Source organism: Phenylobacterium sp. LjRoot225, assembly GCF_964252855.1.
In the GTDB taxonomy this organism is placed as follows: domain Bacteria; phylum Pseudomonadota; class Alphaproteobacteria; order Caulobacterales; family Caulobacteraceae; genus Phenylobacterium.
In genome coordinates this window covers 99183-118580 of sequence record NZ_CAXUPL020000003.1, presented here as the reverse complement: position 1 = coordinate 118580, position 19398 = coordinate 99183, and the positions used below count along the sequence as shown (strand labels likewise).

The window sequence follows — 19398 nt, the reverse complement described above, 5'->3', positions numbered from 1 at the left end:
GCAGGGTTATCGCGATATGGGCTCAAACCGGATCGTCATCCCGGCCGTAGCGAAGCGGAGAGCCGGGACCCAGGGGGTTCTGCAGTGCGGCGGCCCCTGGATCCCGGCTCGGCCTTCGGCCGTCCGGGATGACGGACATTTTTCATATGCGATCGTCCTCCGCCTCGCGGGGAGGGCGCCGCTTCATCTCAGCCCGCCACCACGGGATGCCGCAGGCGGCCGATGCCGGCGACTTCGCACGCGATGACGTCGCCCGGCCAGACCCACTCCTGGGGGGTGCGGCCGGCGCCGACGCCTTCGGGCGTGCCGGTGGCGATGATGTCGCCGGGTTCGAGGGTGATCCCCTGGCTGATGTCGGACACCAGCTCGTCCACCTTGAACAGCATGTGGCTGGTGTTCGACCGCTGCTTCTCGACCCCGTTGACGGTGAGCCAGAGGTCTAGAGTCTGCGGGTCGGGGATCTCGTCGGCGGTGACGATGCAGGGGCCCATAGGCGCGTAGCTGTCCTGGCCCTTGGAATAGATCCACTGGCCGGCGCGGCGATTGTCGCGCGCGCTCATGTCGATCAGCACCGTATAGCCGAAGACGTGCTTGAGCGCCGCCTGACGAGGGACGCGCCGGGCGGTCACGCCGATGATCGCCCCGAGCTCCACCTCCCAGTCGAGCTGCTGGGTGATGTCGGCCTTGTGCAGGATGGGCTCGTCGGGTCCGATCACCGTGGTCGGCGGCTTGGAGAAGATCACCGGCTGCTTCGGCAGCTCCGGCGAGGTGTCCAGCGCCGCTGCGGACTCGGCCACGTGGTCGATGTAGTTCAGCCCGATGCCGAAGATGTTCTTGCGCGGGCGAGGGATCGGGGCGAGCAGCTTGACGTTCGGCAGGGGCAGGGCGCCGCCCACCGGCCAGCGAGCCTTGCTCTCCTCCAACAGCGCCCTGAGCTCGGCCAGAGCCACCGGCCCGAGATCGATGAAGTCGAGCATGCGGTCGGGCAGGGCGACGCCGGCGCGCGCGCCCAGCCGCTCGACGTCGATCACGAGGTCGTCGGCCAGCACGCCCAGTCGGCTCGCAGCCTCGACGGTCGCGCGGTAGGTCACAAGGCGCATGGAGATCCTTTCATGGGGGAAGGGCCGCGGGCGCGATCAGGCGGGCGTCGGCTGATGGCCGTCGCCTTCGGCGAGGCCTTCGACCCGGTAGAGGCCGAGCGCGCGCATCATCGGCAGGTCGTGGAACGAGAACAGGCAGGCGTCATCGCGGTCCGAGCCGTTGGCGTGCTCGTGCCACATCCAGGAGGGCACGACGAAGATGTCGCGCTCCTTCCAGTCGAGTCGCTGGCCGCCGACGATCGAATAGCCGCAGCCCTTGGCGCACTGGTAGACGAAGTTGCCGACCTCGCGATGCGCCTTGGTGTGCTCGCCCGGCCGCAGCAACTGGATCGAGGCGCCGAGTGTCAGCATCGGCGGGCCGCCGGTGTAGGGGTTGACGTAGTCCATGTGGATCCCGTCGAACGGCGAGCCGTCTGAGGCCTTCGCCAGCCGGGTCAGGGCCTCGTAGGTCGGCGCCCATTCATACTTCAGCAGCGGCGAATAGCGCTTCGACCAGGTCTCGCCGGCGGGCTTCAGGGCCGGGTTGCCCCAGGTCGCCGTGGAGTCGTCGACGGGATAGCCGACCGCCTGCTGCAGGTCGGGATGCACCTCGTAGAAGTTGGCCTCCAGCGCATTCATCAGCGGAATGTCGAGACCGTCCTGCCAGGTGCAGATGGAGCCGCCGGCGTCGACGCCGTGCTCGTGCCAGGTCCCGTTCGGCGTCAGCACGAAGTCGTTGCGGCCCAACGTCATCTTGTGGCCGTCGACGTTGGTGAAGGCTCCGGAGCCTTCCATGATGAAGCGCAGGGCCGAGGCCGAGTGGCGGTGGCTGGAGGCGCATTCCCCCGGCGCCATCACCTGGATGCCGGAATAGAGCCAGCCCACCGCGGCGGTGACGTCGGCGCGGCCTGGGTTGGCCAGATAGACCACCCGCCGCCCGGCCTGCTCAGGCGTCACCAGGTCGAGGGCGCGCAGGACGTGCGGCCGCAGCCGCTGGTAGCTCCAGAGCATGGGCGAGGAGGTCGACTGCGGCTCCCAGGGCTCGATCTTGTTGGCCACGGTCCAGAGCGCGCCGGCGTGCTGCTGCTCGAGGTCGCGATAGAAGTTCACCAATTCGGCGGTGTCGCGCACATTGGCCCGGCCCGGCGCCTCTTCGCGATGCTGATCGTAGGTGTTCATGGGCGCCCGGGCCTTCGGAATATATTATAAGCTTAAAACATCTTGCGCTCCGATGGCAATGCCGGGCAGAACGGAATCCACGTTTCAGGAGCAGCGTGATGGCGAGCTACAAGGCGGCGGTCGTGCAGGCCGCGTCGGTCCCCTTCGATCCGGCGGCGGCGGCGGAAAAGGCGGCGGGGCTGGTGCGCCAGGCGGCTGCGGCCGGGGCGCGTCTGGCGGTGTTTCCCGAGGTCTTCCTGGGCGGCTATCCCAAGGGCGCCTCGTTCGGCGCGCCGGTCGGCCTGCGCAAGCCCGAGGGGCGCGACGCCTATCGACGCTATTTCGAAGGGGCGATCGATCTGGACGGTCCCGAGGTCGAGCTGATCGCCGAGGCGGTGCGCGAGACTGGGCTGTTCGTCGTCATGGGCGCCCTGGAGCGCAGCGGCGGCACCCTCTACTGCACGGCCCTCTTCTTCGACGGGCCGCAGGGCCTGGTCGGCAAGCACCGCAAGCTGATGCCGACCGGCTCGGAGCGGCTGATCTGGGGGTTCGGCGACGGCTCGACGCTGCCGGTGTTCGAAACCTCGCTCGGGCGGATCGGCGCGGTGATCTGCTGGGAGAACTATATGCCGGCGCTCAGGCTGGCGATGTACGACAAGGGCGTCAGCATCTACTGCGCGCCGACCGCCGACGATCGCGACACCTGGGCGTCCTCGATGCAGCACATCGCGCTCGAAGGCCGCTGCTACGTCCTCTCCGCCTGCCAGCACATCACCCGCGGGGCCTATCCGGACGACTACGACTGCGTCCTGGGCGACGATCCCGAGACCGTGCTGATGCGCGGCGGGAGCCTGGTGGTCAGCCCGGCCGGGCAGATCCTCGCCGGGCCGGACTTCGGCGGAGAGACCATCCTCTATGCCGACATCGACCTCGGCGAGATCGCCCGCGGCAAGTACGACTTCGACGTGGTGGGCCACTACGCCCGGCCGGATGTCTTCCGGCTCCTGGTGGACGAGACCCCGAAGTCGGCCGTGGCATGGCAGGGCTGAGCCGCATGGAGTTCGATCTCCGCACCCTGCCCAAGGACGGCCGCTACAAGATCCTCAGCTCGTGCGTGACGCCGCGGCCGATCGCCTGGGTGACCTCGTGCGCTCCGGACGGAGCGGCGAACGCCGCCCCCTACAGCTTCTTCAACGTTTTGGGCGACGACCCGCCGACCGTGGCGCTGGGCCTGCTCCCGAACGGCGAGGGGGGGCTGAAGGACACTGCGGCGAACATCCGCGCCACCGGCGAATTCGTCGTCAACCTGGTGGACGAGGCGCACGGCGAGGCCATGAACCTCACCTGCATCGACGCGCCCCCGGAGGTCGACGAGCTGCAGCTGGCAGGGCTCCAGGCCGCGCCGAGCGTGACGGTCGCGCCGCCGCGCATCCGCACGGCGCCGGTGAGCTTCGAGTGCCGCGCGCTGCATGTCCTGGAGACCGGTCCCAGCCAATGCGCGGTCATCGGCGAAGTGCTCTACGCCCATGTCCGCGACGAGTTCATCCTCGACGCCGGGCGGCTGCACATCGATGCGCCCGCCATGCGGCTGATCGCCCGGCTGCACGGCTCGGGCTGGTACAGCCGCCAGACCGACACCTTCCAGATGGTGCGGCCGAGGTGGAGCGAGCTCACGGACGGCGAGCGATCGGGGACGAGCAGATGACGGTGCAGGCCAGATCGATCACGGGACGGTTGCGGGCGCCGTCGGCTGCGGCCACGTCGCGGCTGGTCACCGGCCTCTGCTGGTTCGCCCTGTTCTCCGAGGGCTACGACATGGGGGCGCTGGGCGCGGTCCTGCCGTCGATGATGGCCGATCCGGCCTGGCGGCTTGCCCCGGCGCTGGCGGGGATGATCGCCAGCGCCGCGCTGGTCGGCATGTTCTTCGGCGGATACCTGTTCGGCGTGGTCGGCGACCGCTATGGGCGCAAGCCGGCCTTCATCACCTGCCTGACGCTCTTCTCGCTGGCGAGCGGCTGCGCGGCGCTGGCGCCCACGCCGGCGATCTTCGCGCTCTGGCGTTGTCTGGCCGGGGTGGGCATCGGCGGGATCGTGCCGCTCGCCGCGGCGCTCACCTGCGAATATGCGCCGCCGGGCCGGGAGAACCGGCAATTCGCCCTGATGTACACCGGCTATTCGATCGGCATCTTCGCCTCGGCGGCAGCCTCGTTCCTGCTGGTGGCCGATCACGGCTGGCGGCTGGTCATCGGTCTGGGCGCCGCGCCGCTCGCCTTCGTTCCGCTCGTGGCCTGGCGGCTTCCGGAGTCGATCGCCTTTCTCCGCTACAAGAGCCGGACCCGCGAAGCCGAGCTGCTCGCCGCGAGGCTCGGCGTCCCGCCGCCGACCGCCTCGACGGTCCAGCTCGAAGCGCCGGCGATTTCGCCGGGCCTGGGCGAGCTGCTGTCCCACGGCCGTGCGCGGGCGACGCTCGGCTTCTGGTTCGCGACCTTCTTCGGCATGATCCTGGTCTACGGCCTCAACACCTGGCTGCCGCAGATCATGCGCAGCTCCGGCTACGAGCTCGGGCCGAGCATCATGTTCCTCGGGGTGTTCGCCCTGGCGTCGTCTGGCGGCGGCGTCCTGCTAGGCGCCCTGGCGGACAGGCTCGGGCGCGCGCGGACGATCACGGCGGCTTTCGCCTTCGGCGCTGCGGCCATCATGCTGCTGGCCCACGTCTGGCCGCTTCCGGTCACCTACGCCATCGTGGCGGCGGCCGGGGTTGGTTCGGTCGCGGCGGCGGTCATCGTCACCAGCTTCCTGGCCAGCTATTTCCCGCCCGAGCTCCGCGCCACGGCGGTGGGCTGCTGCCTCAGCGTTTCGCGGTTCGGCGCCGTCTGTGGGCCGCTGATCGGGGGCTTCATCGCCCAGTCCCGGCTGGACATCGCCTGCAACTTCGCCGCCTTCGCCCTGGCCGCGCTCGCCGCAGCGGCCTCCATCCGCCTGGTCCCTCGGGAGGCGCCTGGGCGGCCGATCCACGCGACCGTCGGAGCTCATTGAGCCCACCGGCGCCGGGCCAAGCTAGGCTTGCGCCCCGCATGAAATTATTTTAGGCATAAACCAATGGCGGTCTCGAAGACGGGCCGTCCAGAAGCGGCGGGCGGGGCGCGAATTGGCGTCAATCGAGATGGCGCAGGACGTTGGGCCAAGGTCGGGCCCGGCGCGCGCCAGCCCAAATCCGGTCTGCAGCAATCGTTTTGGTCAAGGTCGCGTCGACTTGAGGGCGGCCAGGTCGAGGAATTGAGTTCGTGACGTACACCACCCAGGTCAAGGTCCGGTTCGGCGACGTCGATGCAGCGGGGATCGTCTTCTATCCACGCTACTTCGAGATGCTGAACACCGCCGTCGAAGACTGGTTCTCCGACGGACTTGGTGTGAGCTTCGCCGACCTGCACCTGGTCGCAGGCGTGGGCGTGCCGGCGGTCAGGGTGACCAGTGAGTTCGCCGCATCCTCAGTTCTCGGCGAGACGCTCGATGTCGAGCTCGAGGTGCGGGAGCTCGGCCGGAGCAGCTGCACGATCGCCTATCAGATGACCTGCGGCGGGGCCAAGCGGCTGGCGGGCGAACTGGTCATTGTCTGCACGGATCTCAAGAAGCGAAAGGCGATCGCCTGGCCCGAGGCGATCCGGGATCGGATCGACGGCAAGACGGCGGTCTGAGCCGAAGCTTCAGGCTCTGCGTGCGACCCAGAGGGCTTCGTCCATAGCGCTGGAGGCGGGGGCCAGGCGCACGCGGTCCCCCGCCCTCAAATCCGACGCCACGAAGCTCACCACATGCGGGCCGCTGGCGAGCCGTACGGCTCCGATCCGCAGCGGCAGATGGGGCGCGTTGGCCGGCTCCAGCGACCGGTGGACGAGGCTCGTCGCCAGCAGCACGCCGTCGCCGGCGTCCTCGTGATCCGTGAGCCTGTCCGACAGGCAGACGCGGCAGACCGCCCGGGCGGGGTAGTTGGGGGAGCCGCAGTCGTCGCAGCGCTGGATCAGGATCGTCACGTCACGCCCTCCAGGATGACCGCGCCCGACGCGAGGCAGCGATCGTAGGTGACCATCCCGTAGCCGCTGGCGAGCGCCAGGCGGGCGTCGGGGACGGCGGCGCCCAGCGGCTGGCCGGTGACTTGGCGCAGCGCCTCGACGACCGGCAGGAAGCCTCCCGCCGCGCCGGCCTGGCCGCAGGAGAGCTGGCCGCCGCAGGTGTTCAGCGGGAAGTCGCCGTCGACGGTGAGGCTGCGGCTGCGGACAAACTCCGGCGCCTGGCCCTTGGCGCAGAAGCCCAGGTCCTCGATCTGCATGAGGGTGATCACCGGATAGTCGTCGTAGGTCTCGAGACAATCGATCTCGGAGGGCCCGACGCCGGCCTGGCGGTAGAGGTGGCCGCGATCCATCGCCCAGCCGCCGCGCTCGGCGACCGGCTCGTCGAAGAAGGCGTTGTGGCGTTCGATCGACCCGCGGATCGCGGCGTGCGGCAGGCCCAGCGCGCGGGCGCGATAGGCGTCCATCACCAGGAAGGCCTCGGCGCCGGCGCAGGGCATGACGCAGTCGAGCAGATGGATCGGCTCGGCGACCGGCGGAGCGGCCAGATAGTCGGCCATGGTCAGCGGCTTGCGCCCCAGCAGGGCGTTGGGATTGGCCGCGGCGTTGTCGCGCTGGGCGAGCGCGACGCGGCCGAAGTCTTCGCGCACGGCGCCGAAGCGGCGCATGTAGTTGTCGGTGATCAGGGCGAAACTGCCGTTCGGACCGGCGGCCCCGTAGGGATAGACGGCTGTTCGAGAGAAGTCGCTGAAGTTGCGGACCAGGTCGGCGAAGCTCGTCGTCCCGGCGGTGTCTGCGCCGATGCAGGCCACGATGCTGGCGTCGCCGTCCTGCACCGCCCGGGCGGCCCGGCGCAGCGCCATCACCCCGCTGGCACCGCCGTTCGGCAGCCATTCGATCCACCGCGGCGACATGTCGAAGTGTTCGGTGAGCGCGATGGTGGTGTCGGGCGCGAGCGTAAAGGACGAAACCGCCAGGCCATCCACCTCCGACTTCTCCAGGCCGGCGCTGTCCAGCAGGCCGCGCAAGGCCCGACCCACGAACCAGTGCGCCGGGCGCTCGCTGCGCCGCTGGTAGGGGACGGTCACCGGGCAGGCCACGGCGACGCCAGCGTAGTCGCGCGCCCGGGTCATCCCGCCGGCCGATCGGGCCTGCGGACCGTGTAGCCGGCCCGGTCGCGGTCCCAGGTCTCGGCGGTGACGCCCTGTTCGCGCAGGCGGAACTTCTGGACCTTCCCGTTGTCGGTCATCGGCAAGACGTCCGTGAACAGCAGGTAGCGGGGAACCGAGAAATAGGTCATCCGCGGCTGGCAGAAGTCGAGCAACGCCTCGGGGCTGACCGCGGCGGCCTCTCGCAGGACGATCGCCGCCATCACCTCGTCTTCCGCGAGGTCGGAGCCCACCGGGAAGACGGCGGCGTTGGCGACCGCCGGATGGCTCAGCAGCACCTGCTCGACCTCATAGGCCGAGATGTTCTCGCCGCGACGGCGGATGGCGTCCTTCAGCCGGTCCATGAAATAGAAGCGGCCGTCTTCGTCCTGATAGACGCGATCGCCGGTGTGGAGCCAGAGATTGCGACGACTATCCAGGGTCGCTTGCGGCATGCCGAAGTATCCGCTCGCCATGGAGTGCGGGATGTCGCTGCGCACCACCAGTTCGCCGGGCGTCCCGGGCGGCAGCGGGTTGTCGTCCGTATCCACCACGCAGGCGGAATAGCCGGGGCGTACGCGGCCCATGGCGCCCGGCGCCTGGTCGGCCAAGCTGTCGCCGATCACGAAGTTGGTCTCGGTGGAGCCATAGCCGTCGATCAGGCCGACGCTGAACCGACGCGCGAAGGCCTCGCCAAAACCGGCCGGCACGCCCGGCGCCAGCGCCCGGCGCACGCCGTGCGCGCGGTCCTCCTCGCCTTCCGGGGTCGACAGCAGGATCGGAACCATGGCGCCCAGGAGATAGGTGAGGGTGGCGCCGTGCCGGCGTAGCGAGGCTGTAAAGCCGCTCGCGGAGAAGCGGTCGAGCACCACCAGAGTGGCCCCGCCCAGCAGGGCTTGGAAGAAGGCGCCCAGCGCATTGACGTGGAACAGCGGCAGGGTCGTGAGCAGAACGTCGTCCGCCGCGATCTCGAGGATGTCGATCGCATTGACGCCCCACCAGAAGAACTGCGCATGCGGACAGCAAACGCCTTTCGAGGGGCCGGTCGTCCCCGAGGTGTAGATGATGGCGCAGGTGTCCGCGGGCGAACTGTCCACCGGCGCGACATAGGGACCGCGCAGGGGCGCCGGACGGCACGGCCATCCCGCGGGCGGCGCGTCCGCTGGCGGCGCGCCCTGGGCCGGCAGCAGCCACACGTCGCTCAGCAGCAGGTCGTCGGGTTCGAGGTGGCGCAGCACCTCGGCCGCGGCGGGCTCGATCGCCAACAGGCGTGCGCCGCTGCTTTTCAGGATGTGCTGCAGCTGCGGCCCGCGGGAGGATCGGTTGATAGGCACCGCGACGGCGCCAAGCCAGCTGCAGGCCAGGAACAGGTCGATGAACTCGATGCGGGCGCCGCACAGGATGGCGACGCGGTCGCCGGCGCCGACGCCTGCAGCCTGCAGCGCGCCGGCCGTCTCGCCGGCCCGCCGGCGGATTTCGTCGCAGCTGTAGCCCTGTTCGTCGATCACCAGCAGCGGCTTGTCGCCGAACGTCTGGGCCTGGCGTTCGAGCAGGACCGCGACCTTGCGGCTCTGCGGCGGGAACCGGTCGCCGAGGCCGAAGGCGGATCCGGTGGGGTCGACGATCTGGCTCATACGGACGATTCCCTCATGCCGGCGGCTCTTGCGGCAAGAGATATCCTCTGGCATATAATGCTTCAAGCTTAAACTAAGTTGCGGCCTCAGGGCGGCTGTCAGGCGGCGGAGCATGGCTCGGACAGGACGCGACGTCGCCTGCCCGACCTGCCGGCGCCGGACAGCGGCAAGGGAGACCTGGCGCAGGCGTCTCGTCGACACGGCGCGCTCGGTCGCGGGGGCTTTGCGGGCCGCAGCCTTGGGGAAATCAAGACTGCGAAAACGGCCATGTTGGATGGCGAACGGGGGACAAGACTATGAAGTTCATTGATGCTCTTCTGTGTGGAAGCGTGCTGGCGTCGTCTGTCGCCGTCTCCACCTCGGCGCTGGCGCAGACAACTCCGTCCGCAGACCCGTCGATGGTGGATGAGATCGTGGTGACCGCCCAGAAGCGGCCGGAGCCGCTCTCGAAGACGGCGCTGGCGGTCAGCGCCATGACGGGAGAGACGCTGAAGGCCGCGGGCGTCGTCAATCCGCTCTCGATCAGCAATCTCGTGCCTTCTGCACAGATCACCCAGGCCGCCGGCGTTCAGATCACCATCCGCGGCGTCTCCAGTCCTGACGGGACGGAGAAGGGCGATCCTTCCGCGGCCTTTCTCTTGAACGGCGTCTATCTGGCGCGGCAGCAGTCGCTCTCCGGATCCTTCTTCGATCTCGAGCGCGTCGAAGTCCTCCGCGGGCCGCAGGGCACGCTCTACGGCCGCAACGCGACCGCGGGCGTGGTCAATGTGATCACCAACCGCCCGAAGTTCGACTTCGAAGGCTCCGTGAACGGCGAAGTGGGCAACTACGACACCCGGCGCGCGGACGTGATGGTCAACATTCCCGCGTCCGAGACGGTCGCGGTCCGTCTGGCCGCCGCCTACAACAAGCACGACAGCTACCTGGTCAATCCGCCAGGCGTGGATCGAAGCCTCGGCGTCGACCAGGACGAGACCGCGGTCCGGGGCAGCGTGCTCTGGAAGTTCGGAAGCCAGGAGCAGGGCAGCCTGCTGGTCGTCGGCGACTACGCGCACCAGGGGGGCGCCGGGCCGATGCCCGTGCGGGCGCAGGACTTCTTTACCGACGTGCTTTCGACCAACCCGACCTATGTCGGCGGGAGTTCGAAGGCGCTTCGCACGGTCCGCTACCCCTTCTTCAGCGACCAGAAGCAGGACAACAAGATCTACAGCATCACCGGAGAGCTCAACTACGAGCTGGGGCCGGTCGCGCTCACCTACCTGGGTTCATACCGGGTGTTCGACCGCTACAACCTGCAGGTCCAGGCCTTCCCCAAGTCCGCCAGCTTCCCGGACAATGTGGTGACGGGGACGACGAAGGCGCAGTCTCACGAATTCCGGGCGGCGACGAAGAAGGGCGGCCCGCTCGATGCGGTCGTCGGCCTCTACTACTTCAAGGAAAAGACCGAGGACTCCGAGAACATCCTTACAAACTTCTCGGGCTATTCGATCTTCGCCTTCCTCTATCCGGAGGTGGTCGCCGAATCCAAGGCGGCCTTCGGCCAGGCCACCTACCACGTCACCCCGAAGCTGAGGCTGACCGGCGGCCTGCGCTATTCGCGCGATCTGAAATCCAGGGAGGGCGTGATCATCGGTCAGAACGGCTCGACGGTCATCGATCCGACGCTCTACACCGTTCTCACCCTCCAGAACGCCCGCAAGACCTTCTCGAAGGTGACCTGGAAGGTGGGCGCCGACTACGACCTGACCGACCGGATCATGGCCTATGGCAGCGTTTCGACCGGCTACAAGGCCGGGGGCTTCAACGACGGCTGCATGGCCGGCTCCGCCGGCTGCGTCACACCGACCGTCGACAGCCGCCTGTTCTACAGTCCGGAAGAACTGACCGCGTACGAGGCGGGACTGAAGGGTCGCTATTTCGACGGCATGCTCAGCCTCAACCTGACGGCCTTCTTCTACGACTACACCAACCTCCAGCTGAACAGCCAGCAGGAGCCGCCGGCCCCTCCCGGCCAGCTGACGCTCAACGCCGGCAAGGCGCGCGTGAAGGGCGCGGAGATCGAGGCTGTCTTCACGCCGGGCAGGAACGACCGCTTCGACCTGTCGATCGCCCTGCTGGACGCCCACTATGTAAGATACCGCCCCAGGCTCACCGCCGACTACGCCAGCGCCGACCTCGACAATTCGCCGTCCACGGTCGTCGTCGCCGGCTACACGCGGACATTCCCGCTTGGCTCCGGGGCGAAGATCACCGCCCACGCCGACACCCGCTTCAGCAGCTCCTACTTCAACACGGACTTCAATATTCCGGCGCAGTTCCGGCAGCCGTCCTATTGGAAGAGCAACGCGGTCGTCACCTACGCCGCGCCCGAAGACAAGTGGTACGTCGAGGGCTTCGTGAAGAACATCGAGAACAACATCGTCTTCAGCGGCTACCAGTCGGGCCGCATCTACGTCTCCGAACCGCGTCTGTTCGGCATGCGGGCCGGCGTCCGGTTCTGAGCCGAGCGCTGTCGACCTCCAGGGCGGGCGGAAGCCCGCCTGGAGGGATCGTCCGGTCTACGATCAATCTGTATTCATTCGGGAAGTGACGATGACGCGTTCAGGGTTCAGGCCGCAGGCGTCGGCCGTGTTGCGCCGCCGGACCATGCTGAAGGGCGCTCTGGCGGCCTGGGGCGCGCTGGGCTTGCGGCCTGCGCGCGCGGCCCCGATCGGACCAGGTCCCAAGGGCGACATCGACGCCCGGGTGCGGGATCTGCTGGCTCAGATGACCGTCGCGGAAAAGGTCTCGTTGCTGTCTGGCGCGACCCGCTTCGCCACCGCCGCCATTCCCAGGCTCGGCGTCCCGTCTATCCGCATGGCTGACGGACCGAACGGAATTCGCGCCAACGAGACCTGGCCGGCCACCGTCTTCCCCGCCAGCGTCGCCATGGCGGCGACCTGGGATCCCGAGCTGGGCGCCCGGGTGGCCGGCGCGATCGGCCGCGAAGCCCTAGCCTACGACTATTCCATCGTCCTCGGCCCGGCCATGAACATCCAGCGCGTGCCGCTCGGCGGCCGCAACTTCGAATACTTCTCCGAGGATCCGCACCTCACCGGCCGGATCGCGACGGCCTGGACGAAGGGCCTGCAGGCGGTGGGGGTCCTGGCGACGCCGAAGCATTTCGCGGCGAACAACCAGGAGCACGAGCGCCGGCGGGTGAGCGCCAACGTCTCGGAGCGGGCGCTGCGGGAGATCTACCTGCCCGGCTTCCGCGCCGTCGTGACCGAGGCCGATCCGGGGCTGCTGATGACGGCCTACAATCGCGTCAACGGCGTCTTCGCCTCGGAGAACCGCTGGCTGCTGCGCGACGTGCTGAAGGGGGAGTGGGGGTTCAAGGGCGTGGTTCTCTCCGACTGGGGGGCCACGCATTCGACTGCGCCGGCGATCACGGCCGGTCTCGACCTGGAGATGCCCGGGCCGGGGATCTTCTTCGGCGAGGCCCTGGTGAAGAGCGTCGAGAGCGGCGAGGTCGGCGGCGACGTGCTCGACGAGGCGGCCGGCCGAATGCTGCGCATGATCGTGCGCACCGGCGCGATGGACGGACGGAGCAAGACCCCGCTCGCCGTCATCGACTCGCCTGAGCACCGCGCAGTGTCCCTGGCCGCCGCCGAGGCCGCCGTGACGCTGCTGAAGAACGACGGGGCGGCGCTTCCGCTGGTTCCTGCCCGGCTGCGAAGCGTGGCGGTCATCGGTCCGAACGCCGACGCGCGGGTCATCCAGGGCGGGGGCAGCTCGGAGGTGACGCCGATCCGGGTGGTGACGCCGCTCGAGGGGCTGAAGGCGGCCCTGCCGAAGGGCGTGGAGGTCCTCTTCAGCAACGGCGTCCTCAACGACCGCTTTCCACCGGTCGCCGATCCGCGTCTCTTCTCGACCTCCCGCAAGCGGTCCGACCGGGGGCTCACCCGGCGATACTGGACGCACGGGGCGATCGAGGGCGCTGCGGCCGAGACCCGGACCGACGACGTCTTTATGCGGTTCTACTTCGGTCACGAGCTCGCGCCGGACCCGCAGCATAAGCTCGCCATGCAGTGGACCGGATACTTCTGGCCTTCGGCGAGCGGCGAACACCTGTTCAGCCTGTGCGACCATGGAACCACCACGGTGTGGCTCGACGGCAAGCCGATCATCAGTCCGTCGATGGCCGACGAGTCGCCGCCGCTGTACGACATGCTCGAGTGGCGGGCGCGCTACGCCAAGGTCTTCCTCGAAGCCGGGCGGCCCTACGCCTTCCGGATGGACTTCCTGCCGGCCGGGCAGAAGTACGTGGCCTATCGCCTGGGCGTGCAGTCGCCGGCGGGCTCGATCGCTGAAGCCGCCGCCGCCGCGCGCGGCGCCGACGCGGCCATCGTCTTCGCCGGCAGCTCGACGACGTCGGAGAGCGAGACCGCCGATCGGCCGGACCTGAAGCTGTTCGGCGAGCAGGACGCGTTGATCGAGGCGGTGGCGGCGGCGAACCCCCGCACCATCGTCGTGCTGAACATGGGCGGCCCGGTCGAGATGCCGTGGGTCGACAAGGTTCCGGCGATCGTCGCGGCCTGGTTCCTGGGCGGCGAGACCGGGCATGCGCTGGCCAACGTCCTGCTGGGCAAGGTCAATCCGTCAGGCAAGCTGCCCGTCACCTTCCCGAAGAAGCTCGAGGACAATCCGACCTACAAATACTACCTGGGCGGCCTGGAGGCGGAGTACGGCGAGGACCTGTTGGTCGGCTATCGCTGGTATGACGCCAAGGAGATCGAGCCGCTCTTTCCGTTCGGGCACGGGCTTTCCTACACCCGGTTCGTCCTGAGCGATCTGGCGGTCGGTAGGGACGGGGAGGGTTGGCGGGCGACCTGCAGCATCCGAAATGCCGGCGCGAGGGCCGGGGCGGAGGTCGTGCAGCTCTATCTGGAGACCCCGAGATCTACGGGGGAGCCCCTGCGGCAGCTCAAGGGATTTCAGCGCCTGTATCTCGAGCCGGGCGAGCAGCGCGACCTGAGCTTTGCGATCACCCCGGACGACCTGAGTTATTGGGACGCCGGCCAGAAGCGATGGCGCTTCGATCCCGGGGTCTATCGGGCGCACCTCGGCCGCTCCTCCCGGGATTTGCCGCTGTCCGCGGCGTTCACCGCCCTTGGTCATAGTTGAGGAGCCTAGCCCATGGCGAGATACCGCACGACGATCCTAAACCCGCTTCCCGATGCTGTGCTCGCCGACGCCTTGGCCCGCATGCCGGCGGACCAGCATCTCATCTGGAATGGCCGCCCTTGTCCCGGCCACCCGGGTTCGGCCCGCGCCCTGGCCCTGCGGCTGATCAATGAGATCTGGGAGCCCGTACCCCTGCGAATTCTCGTCAGCCGCGCAGCCCGGCTGTCCGGCCGGTCCGGTCTGAATCCCGACACCGTCCGTAACGCTGTCCGGATGCACCAGAGCGCCAGCTATGCGTCCTATTTCCTCGTTCGCCGCACGGGCCTCGGCGACTATGTTGCGGTCGTGGACGTGCCCTATCCCTCCTCTGGAGGTCGCCTGCGCGAGGGCGAAGTGGTTCTCGGTCGCGCGGGCGCTCGGTATGACGGCAGCGGCGTCCTAGTTTGCGCCGTTCCATGAGAGGTGTCGCCTAGTCGCAGCGAGGAGAGCGCCGCCCGTGGCCTGCTCCTGGCGCTAGCCAGTCGTGCGCAGGGGTAAGAGGGCGCGAAGATCCGCGCCCCTGCGACAGCCAAGGTGGCGGCGCCGTTTCCGTCGCAGGGCCTCGTTGCAAAAGTCTGCCGCAGAATAGCTAGGGCTCGCGACTAGAATCTGCGAAATTTCCAAAATAATCATCGGCTACGCTCGAGTGTCGACGGACGACCAGACGCTGGACGTCCAACGCGGCACGTTGTGCGCTGCCGATTGCGAGCGGATCTTCGAGGAGAAGATCTCCGGCTCCTACCGCTCGCGCGGCGAGATCACGCTTAGCAGCCACCGGCACGACGTGTCGGGACTCGGTACGACGATCGGGAAATTGATGGCGCGCGAGCGAGCATGTCCGCAAAGATGCTCAACCAGAGTGTCCTGCGACGCGCGATCGAGAACGCCATGACGGAGCAGACGCCGTCGGCGTCCTGGCGCGGCAGCTATGAGACGAGCCTTGTCCCAAAAGCGGATCTTCGGCGCTCGGTCTTCGAACTCGCGGATGGCGAAACCGCGACCGCCCGTCTCGCGCGCGAATGCCTCGTTGGGATGGATAAGGTTCGGGACATGTATGGCTGGTCGAGCGGGAACCCGCGCCACCCGGATATCAAGTCCGGGCGGCCATGGCCCCGTGGTGTTGAATAGCGGATAGGCGAGGGGGCAAGCTGACGGGTTGCAGAGCGCGCGCACCAGCAGCCGGTCGCGTTCCTCGCCGGGATCGCGCCACGGCTGGATCTCCGTGTCCACGCCGGTCTGCTGATCTGCGCCGAAGAATTGCTGGCGGGTGCGGGTGCGCACGCGCTGGTCGGCGCAATCGACTTCCTGTTCGCCCACCTGCGCCTCCGCGTCGGCGGCGCTGGGGTAGAGCTTGAGTTCGAGAACGGGGAGCGCCGGGTTCGAGAGGCCTGTCGTGCGGCGGTGCTCCGTATCGACCGCGATGAGGCTGAACCTGTCCCAGTGCAGGATGCGCCAAGTCTCGGCCTGGGCCGCGCCGGCCCATAGCGAGAGTAAGATCGCAACCGAAAGACGCGCATGGCGCGACCCCTCCATCCTCTTGTCGCGACAAGCGCTGGCTTAGGAGGCGGGAGGTTAGCCGGTGGCGCTCGAGAATGTATTTATCAATTGGAACAATGCATGCGGGTGTCGCGGGCGGAAGCCGCCGCGCCAGACGCGCTTTGCGCGGCTTCCTGAGCCAACTGGTCGGCGCGCCGTCGAGCGCGGGCCTCGGCGCTGTTGACCAGGGCCCAGCGCAGCGTACGCCCCAGCGCCCGAACACCGAAGCGCGCAGCCGCGCGGCGGGGCGCAGACAGGCGAAAGCCGTGCATCTCAGCGGCCCAGTCGGGCAGCAGATCCTTGGCCGCATCGAAGGCGATCGACATGGCAGGCGCCGCGGCCGCGCTGGGAGGGCTCTGAGACAGCAGCGCCAGGGCCACTTCGCGGGTGCGGTGGTCGTAGCGCAGCTTGGACGAACGGCGCGGAAGTAGGCGGCGATCTCGGCGCGGCTTTCAGGTACGCCCTCCGCACCCAGGCGTCGGGCGATCTCGGCGGCCTCCCGGAAGTAAGCGTCCTGCGCCTTCGGCGGGAAATCCGGATCGACGTAGCGGAGATAGGCCGCCAGGAACGAGCTGACTTCCGCCACGTGCACCCAGGTCAGCAGATCAGGGTCGTCAGCGGAATAGCGCGTGCCCTCGGGCAAGGTCCCGACCACCCTTGCATGCACGCTGCGAACGCGGTCGATGAAGGCCTGGGCTTCGGCTTGGTCGCCATAGGTGGTGCCAGCGATGAATTGCGCGGTGCGCTTCAGGCGTCCGGTCATGTCGCGCCGAAAGTCGGAATGGTCCCACACGCCCGCGAGCGCGCCGGGGTGCAGCATCTGGACGAGCAGGGCGGTGATCCCGCCGACCATCATGCTCGCGAAGTCGCCGTGCACCTTCCAGCACGCGCTTTCGGGACCGAAGAAGCCTGTGTCCTGCCGATTGCGCTCAATCGTGTCGTCGCCCGTGCCGCCGACGAGCTGGCGCACCTGGAGCACGATCGCCTTGCGGATCGGCGATGGCACGGGTGATTTGGATGTAAGCGGCTGCATCAGGCTCCAAGATAGTGGACGCGTATGGGTGTGAAAGCGCTGCATTGTGGCATGTGTCTTGCCAAGCTCGAGCCCGTCCCGCTGCCCTGCCTTCGGTGACTGCGCTGCGAAAGTGCCCGGAGATGATCTCAGATACCGAGGTCTGCTTCCAGCTCAGCGACACGTGCTCTGACCCGCGCGATCTCCCGCTCATTGTAATGCGGCGCGTCTGGGCCGTGGCTGTGCGAGACGGCTCCAGTTGCCAGATCCGCCAGCTGGTCGCGCAGCTTGGCCAGTTCGGCGGCCTTTTCCTGTTCGCTCATGGGTTAATCTAGCACGGCGCCCGTTGAGGCCGCCCAGCGAATGTCCGGTTCCCGGAGCGGCGTCAGAGTCCGCTACTGGCGCTTTTGACCCTTTCATGCTCGCCAGAAACGCGGCTGTCTCCCCGGACTTCGCGGTTCGATGCCCAGGGAGGTAATACCGAAAGGTCGGGGCCCGGCTCAAACAGAGCCGCGCACCCGAGCTTGCACCTCGCCAAAAACCTGGACGCAGAGGATCTCGCCGTCGCGGAACACCGGATCCAGCAGGTCCGTGCGGCCGCGCAGCTGGTCGGTGCGAACCGTCTCGAAGGCGCCGTCCTCGCTCCGAACCAACGACAACCGTCCGGCCTTTGAGGCCTTGCTGAGGTCAGTGGCCGGCCGCTTCTGCACGTCGGTCCACGCGCCGTCGATTTCGGCGGCCGAGCATTTCATGGCGAACCGCAGAGTGTCGCGGTTGCACTTCTGCAGGAGGCCGCCGCCCATGCCGAACACCACGTTTTCCGCCGAGATCCCGGCATGTTCCAGCCGCTCCAAGATCTGGCCGATCGAGGCTTCTTCCACCCCGTCGCCCTGGATCACCCGCACGTGGTCGGGCAGGACCCGGAAGCCCTTGCCGTTGATCGTCGCGCCGTAGGCGTCCATCAGGGCTTCGATCGTCGAATGCACGATCTCCGTCGGATCGCCGGAGTCCGGCCGCACCACCAATCGCGAGCCGGAGGCGTCGACGATCGGCTTCAGCTCGCGGCCCCAGAGCGCCCTCACCGCATGGTCGAGGTCGTAGGAGTCGCTCACCACGGCGATGATCGGGAAGGCTGGAGCGAACTGCTCGATCATGTTGCGATAGGCGTCCGCCTCCTGCGCCGGGCCCCATGAGGTGATGGTGGAGTGCTCGGCTGCCGGCACCGAGAGAGCGGTGATCGGGGCGTCATAGAAGCGGCTCGCCGCGATGACGCCGGCCAGATTGTCCGTGCCGTCGAAGGACAACAGGTGCGCCATCCCGCCCAGCGCCGCGCTCTCCAGCGAAGACACGCCGCGCGAGCCGAAATCGTTCAGGGCGAAATTGAGCGCCGGCCCGGCGGCCGGGTCCGCCGTGCGCTCCAGATATCCGCCGATCAGCTTGCGGATGCGCCAGGAGATGGTCGCGACGGTCGTCGGATACCAGATGGCGCGCAAGAGGGCGGTTTCGATGAACGAGGTCAGCCAAAAGAAGTCGGGATCGGTGTTGACCACCTCGGCCATCACATGGCCCTCGGGCAGCACCGTCCCCTCGGCGACGGCGCGGATCTCCAGTGGCAGTCGGCCGCCGTGGCGTTCCACCAGCAGGCGCCATCCCGCCAGGTTGAACGGGATCCCGTGCGCCTTGGCGACGGCGGCGGCTTCATCGACGTCAGCCATCGTCACGGGCTTGGTGACATAGGCCTTCAGGAAGGCCTGCAATCCGAAGACCACAGCCTCCGGGAAGTCGCCGCCCTTGCGCGCCTCGACATAGCTGCTGACCCGCGTCGTGCCCGGCGGATACTGCAGGAAGTGGGAGTGCTTGTAGGAGTCGGTGTTGAGGATCGCGCTGAGGATCAGGTCGGTCATGGATGTCCCCCGTGAACGGAATGGTGAGTGGCGCTTCGGTTCAGGCCCTGGCGTGGGTCGTTCTGGACGCGCCGAGCAGCTCCTGGACGATGTCCCAGTGGTCTTCGAACATGGTCTCCGGCTTGAGATCGGCGACTGGCGTCCAGAAGGCGTGCTCGGCGTCGTCGCTGGCCTCGACGGCAGTCAGGCCACCTCCGTGGTCCGGGATCTCGATCAGGAAGCCGTGGGTGATGGTGCGACCACGGTCGGAGCGGTTGGGATCGTCGAATACCTGGCGGGCGCTGATCAATCGCTTCAACTCGGCAGCCGGGAGGGCGATCTGCGTCTCCTCCGCGAGCTCGCGGGCGACGGCGTCTTCCAGCCGCTCGTGCGGCTCGACGAAGCCCCCTGGTAGAGCCAGGCGGCCGCGCCCGGGGGCATGTTTGCGCCGGATCCCCAGCACATGGCCCGCTTGCACGACAACCGCGTCAACCGTCACGAAGGTCGGCGCATAGGGCGCCCCGGCCCAGGCCGTCTGGTAGCGGTCGATCGCGCGCCATTCCTCGGCCAAGTCGTCAGCGTCCCGAGCCTCATCGGCGAAGCGCCTGAGGAAGGCGAGGGAGGGTGTGAACTTATCAGCTTCGGGCGAGGTGAGAGGTCAATCTGAGGATCGCCCGTC

16 protein-coding genes and 3 pseudogenes are annotated in these 19398 nt (G+C 68.2%); 9 read left to right on the top strand and 10 right to left on the bottom strand.

The features are described from left to right. Positions 1-36 precede the first annotated feature (36 nt). Positions 37-142: pseudogene (locus ACSQ2B_RS15685) on the top strand (hypothetical protein); the annotation flags it as partial. Between the two features lie 46 nt (positions 143-188). Here ACSQ2B_RS15685 and ACSQ2B_RS15680 read toward each other — a convergent pair. Beyond that, positions 189-1100 (bottom strand): fumarylacetoacetate hydrolase family protein, encoded by a 912-nt coding sequence (locus ACSQ2B_RS15680; protein WP_436051242.1) that lies wholly within the window; start codon positions 1098-1100, stop codon positions 189-191. Between the two features lie 36 nt (positions 1101-1136). Continuing rightward, a complete protein-coding gene (locus tag ACSQ2B_RS15675; RefSeq protein WP_436051240.1) occupies positions 1137-2258 on the bottom strand; it encodes a cupin domain-containing protein in 1122 nt (373 codons plus the stop codon). A gap of 98 nt (positions 2259-2356) precedes the next feature. On the opposite strand from ACSQ2B_RS15675, the gene ACSQ2B_RS15670 reads away from it, so the two are divergent. The 4 genes from ACSQ2B_RS15670 to ACSQ2B_RS15655 all read left to right on the top strand — a co-directional run bounded on the left by ACSQ2B_RS15670 (position 2357) and on the right by ACSQ2B_RS15655 (position 5932). Then, on the top strand, positions 2357-3286 hold the full coding sequence (locus ACSQ2B_RS15670) for a carbon-nitrogen hydrolase family protein (RefSeq protein WP_436051239.1): 930 nt from the start codon (positions 2357-2359) through the stop codon (positions 3284-3286). Positions 3287-3291: 5 nt separating this feature from the next. Further along, the gene (locus ACSQ2B_RS15665; RefSeq protein ID WP_436051237.1) at positions 3292-3942 is read left to right on the top strand and encodes a flavin reductase family protein; all 651 of its coding nucleotides are present in this window, start codon (positions 3292-3294) and stop codon (positions 3940-3942) included. Further along, complete coding sequence (locus ACSQ2B_RS15660) at positions 3939-5273, top strand: MFS transporter (RefSeq protein ID WP_436051235.1); 1335 nt, start codon at positions 3939-3941, stop codon at positions 5271-5273. Before ACSQ2B_RS15665 ends, ACSQ2B_RS15660 begins: the two co-directional genes overlap by 4 nt. A gap of 248 nt (positions 5274-5521) precedes the next feature. Next, complete coding sequence (locus tag ACSQ2B_RS15655) at positions 5522-5932, top strand: acyl-CoA thioesterase (protein WP_436051234.1); 411 nt, start codon at positions 5522-5524, stop codon at positions 5930-5932. 9 nt (positions 5933-5941) lie between these two features. On the opposite strand, the gene ACSQ2B_RS15650 is transcribed toward ACSQ2B_RS15655, so the two are convergent. From ACSQ2B_RS15650 to ACSQ2B_RS15640, 3 genes are read right to left on the bottom strand one after another with little or no spacing between them, the layout of a single operon-like run. Then, a complete protein-coding gene (locus tag ACSQ2B_RS15650) occupies positions 5942-6265 on the bottom strand; it encodes a Zn-ribbon domain-containing OB-fold protein (RefSeq protein WP_436051233.1) in 324 nt (107 codons plus the stop codon). Continuing rightward, positions 6262-7434, bottom strand: coding sequence for a thiolase family protein (locus tag ACSQ2B_RS15645; protein WP_436051231.1), 1173 nt, complete (start codon positions 7432-7434; stop codon positions 6262-6264). Before ACSQ2B_RS15645 ends, ACSQ2B_RS15650 begins: the two co-directional genes overlap by 4 nt. Continuing rightward, a complete protein-coding gene (locus ACSQ2B_RS15640; RefSeq protein ID WP_436051230.1) occupies positions 7431-9083 on the bottom strand; it encodes an ATP-dependent acyl-CoA ligase in 1653 nt (550 codons plus the stop codon). The genes ACSQ2B_RS15645 and ACSQ2B_RS15640 overlap by 4 nt, the downstream gene beginning before the upstream one ends. Positions 9084-9379: 296 nt before the next feature. Here ACSQ2B_RS15640 and ACSQ2B_RS15635 point away from each other — a divergent pair, with 296 nt between their 5' ends. From ACSQ2B_RS15635 to ACSQ2B_RS15620, 4 genes and pseudogenes are all read left to right on the top strand, one after another. Continuing rightward, positions 9380-11584 (top strand): TonB-dependent receptor, encoded by a 2205-nt coding sequence (locus ACSQ2B_RS15635; protein WP_436051228.1) that lies wholly within the window; start codon positions 9380-9382, stop codon positions 11582-11584. Between the two features lie 91 nt (positions 11585-11675). Further along, the gene (locus ACSQ2B_RS15630) at positions 11676-14249 is read left to right on the top strand and encodes a glycoside hydrolase family 3 C-terminal domain-containing protein (protein ID WP_436051226.1); all 2574 of its coding nucleotides are present in this window, start codon (positions 11676-11678) and stop codon (positions 14247-14249) included. A gap of 12 nt (positions 14250-14261) precedes the next feature. Next, on the top strand, positions 14262-14708 hold the full coding sequence (locus ACSQ2B_RS15625; protein WP_436051224.1) for a hypothetical protein: 447 nt from the start codon (positions 14262-14264) through the stop codon (positions 14706-14708). A gap of 226 nt (positions 14709-14934) precedes the next feature. Next, positions 14935-14988 (top strand): annotated as a pseudogene (locus ACSQ2B_RS15620) (hypothetical protein); the annotation flags it as partial. Positions 14989-15026: 38 nt separating this feature from the next. On the opposite strand, the gene ACSQ2B_RS15615 reads toward ACSQ2B_RS15620, so the two are convergent. From ACSQ2B_RS15615 to ACSQ2B_RS15595, 5 genes and pseudogenes are all read right to left on the bottom strand, one after another. After that, entirely contained in the window at positions 15027-15821 is a 795-nt protein-coding gene (locus ACSQ2B_RS15615) for a hypothetical protein (protein WP_436052633.1), read from the bottom strand. Positions 15822-15889: 68 nt separating this feature from the next. Further along, positions 15890-16677: pseudogene (locus ACSQ2B_RS15610) on the bottom strand (oxygenase MpaB family protein). Between the two features lie 308 nt (positions 16678-16985). After that, positions 16986-17159, bottom strand: a complete 174-nt coding sequence (locus ACSQ2B_RS15605; protein WP_436051222.1) for a hypothetical protein — start codon at positions 17157-17159, stop codon at positions 16986-16988. Between the two features lie 177 nt (positions 17160-17336). Beyond that, positions 17337-18740, bottom strand: coding sequence for a nicotinate phosphoribosyltransferase (locus ACSQ2B_RS15600; RefSeq protein ID WP_436051220.1), 1404 nt, complete (start codon positions 18738-18740; stop codon positions 17337-17339). A gap of 40 nt (positions 18741-18780) precedes the next feature. Beyond that, positions 18781-19290, bottom strand: coding sequence for an NUDIX domain-containing protein (locus tag ACSQ2B_RS15595; protein ID WP_436051219.1), 510 nt, complete (start codon positions 19288-19290; stop codon positions 18781-18783). Positions 19291-19398: the final 108 nt, after the last annotated feature.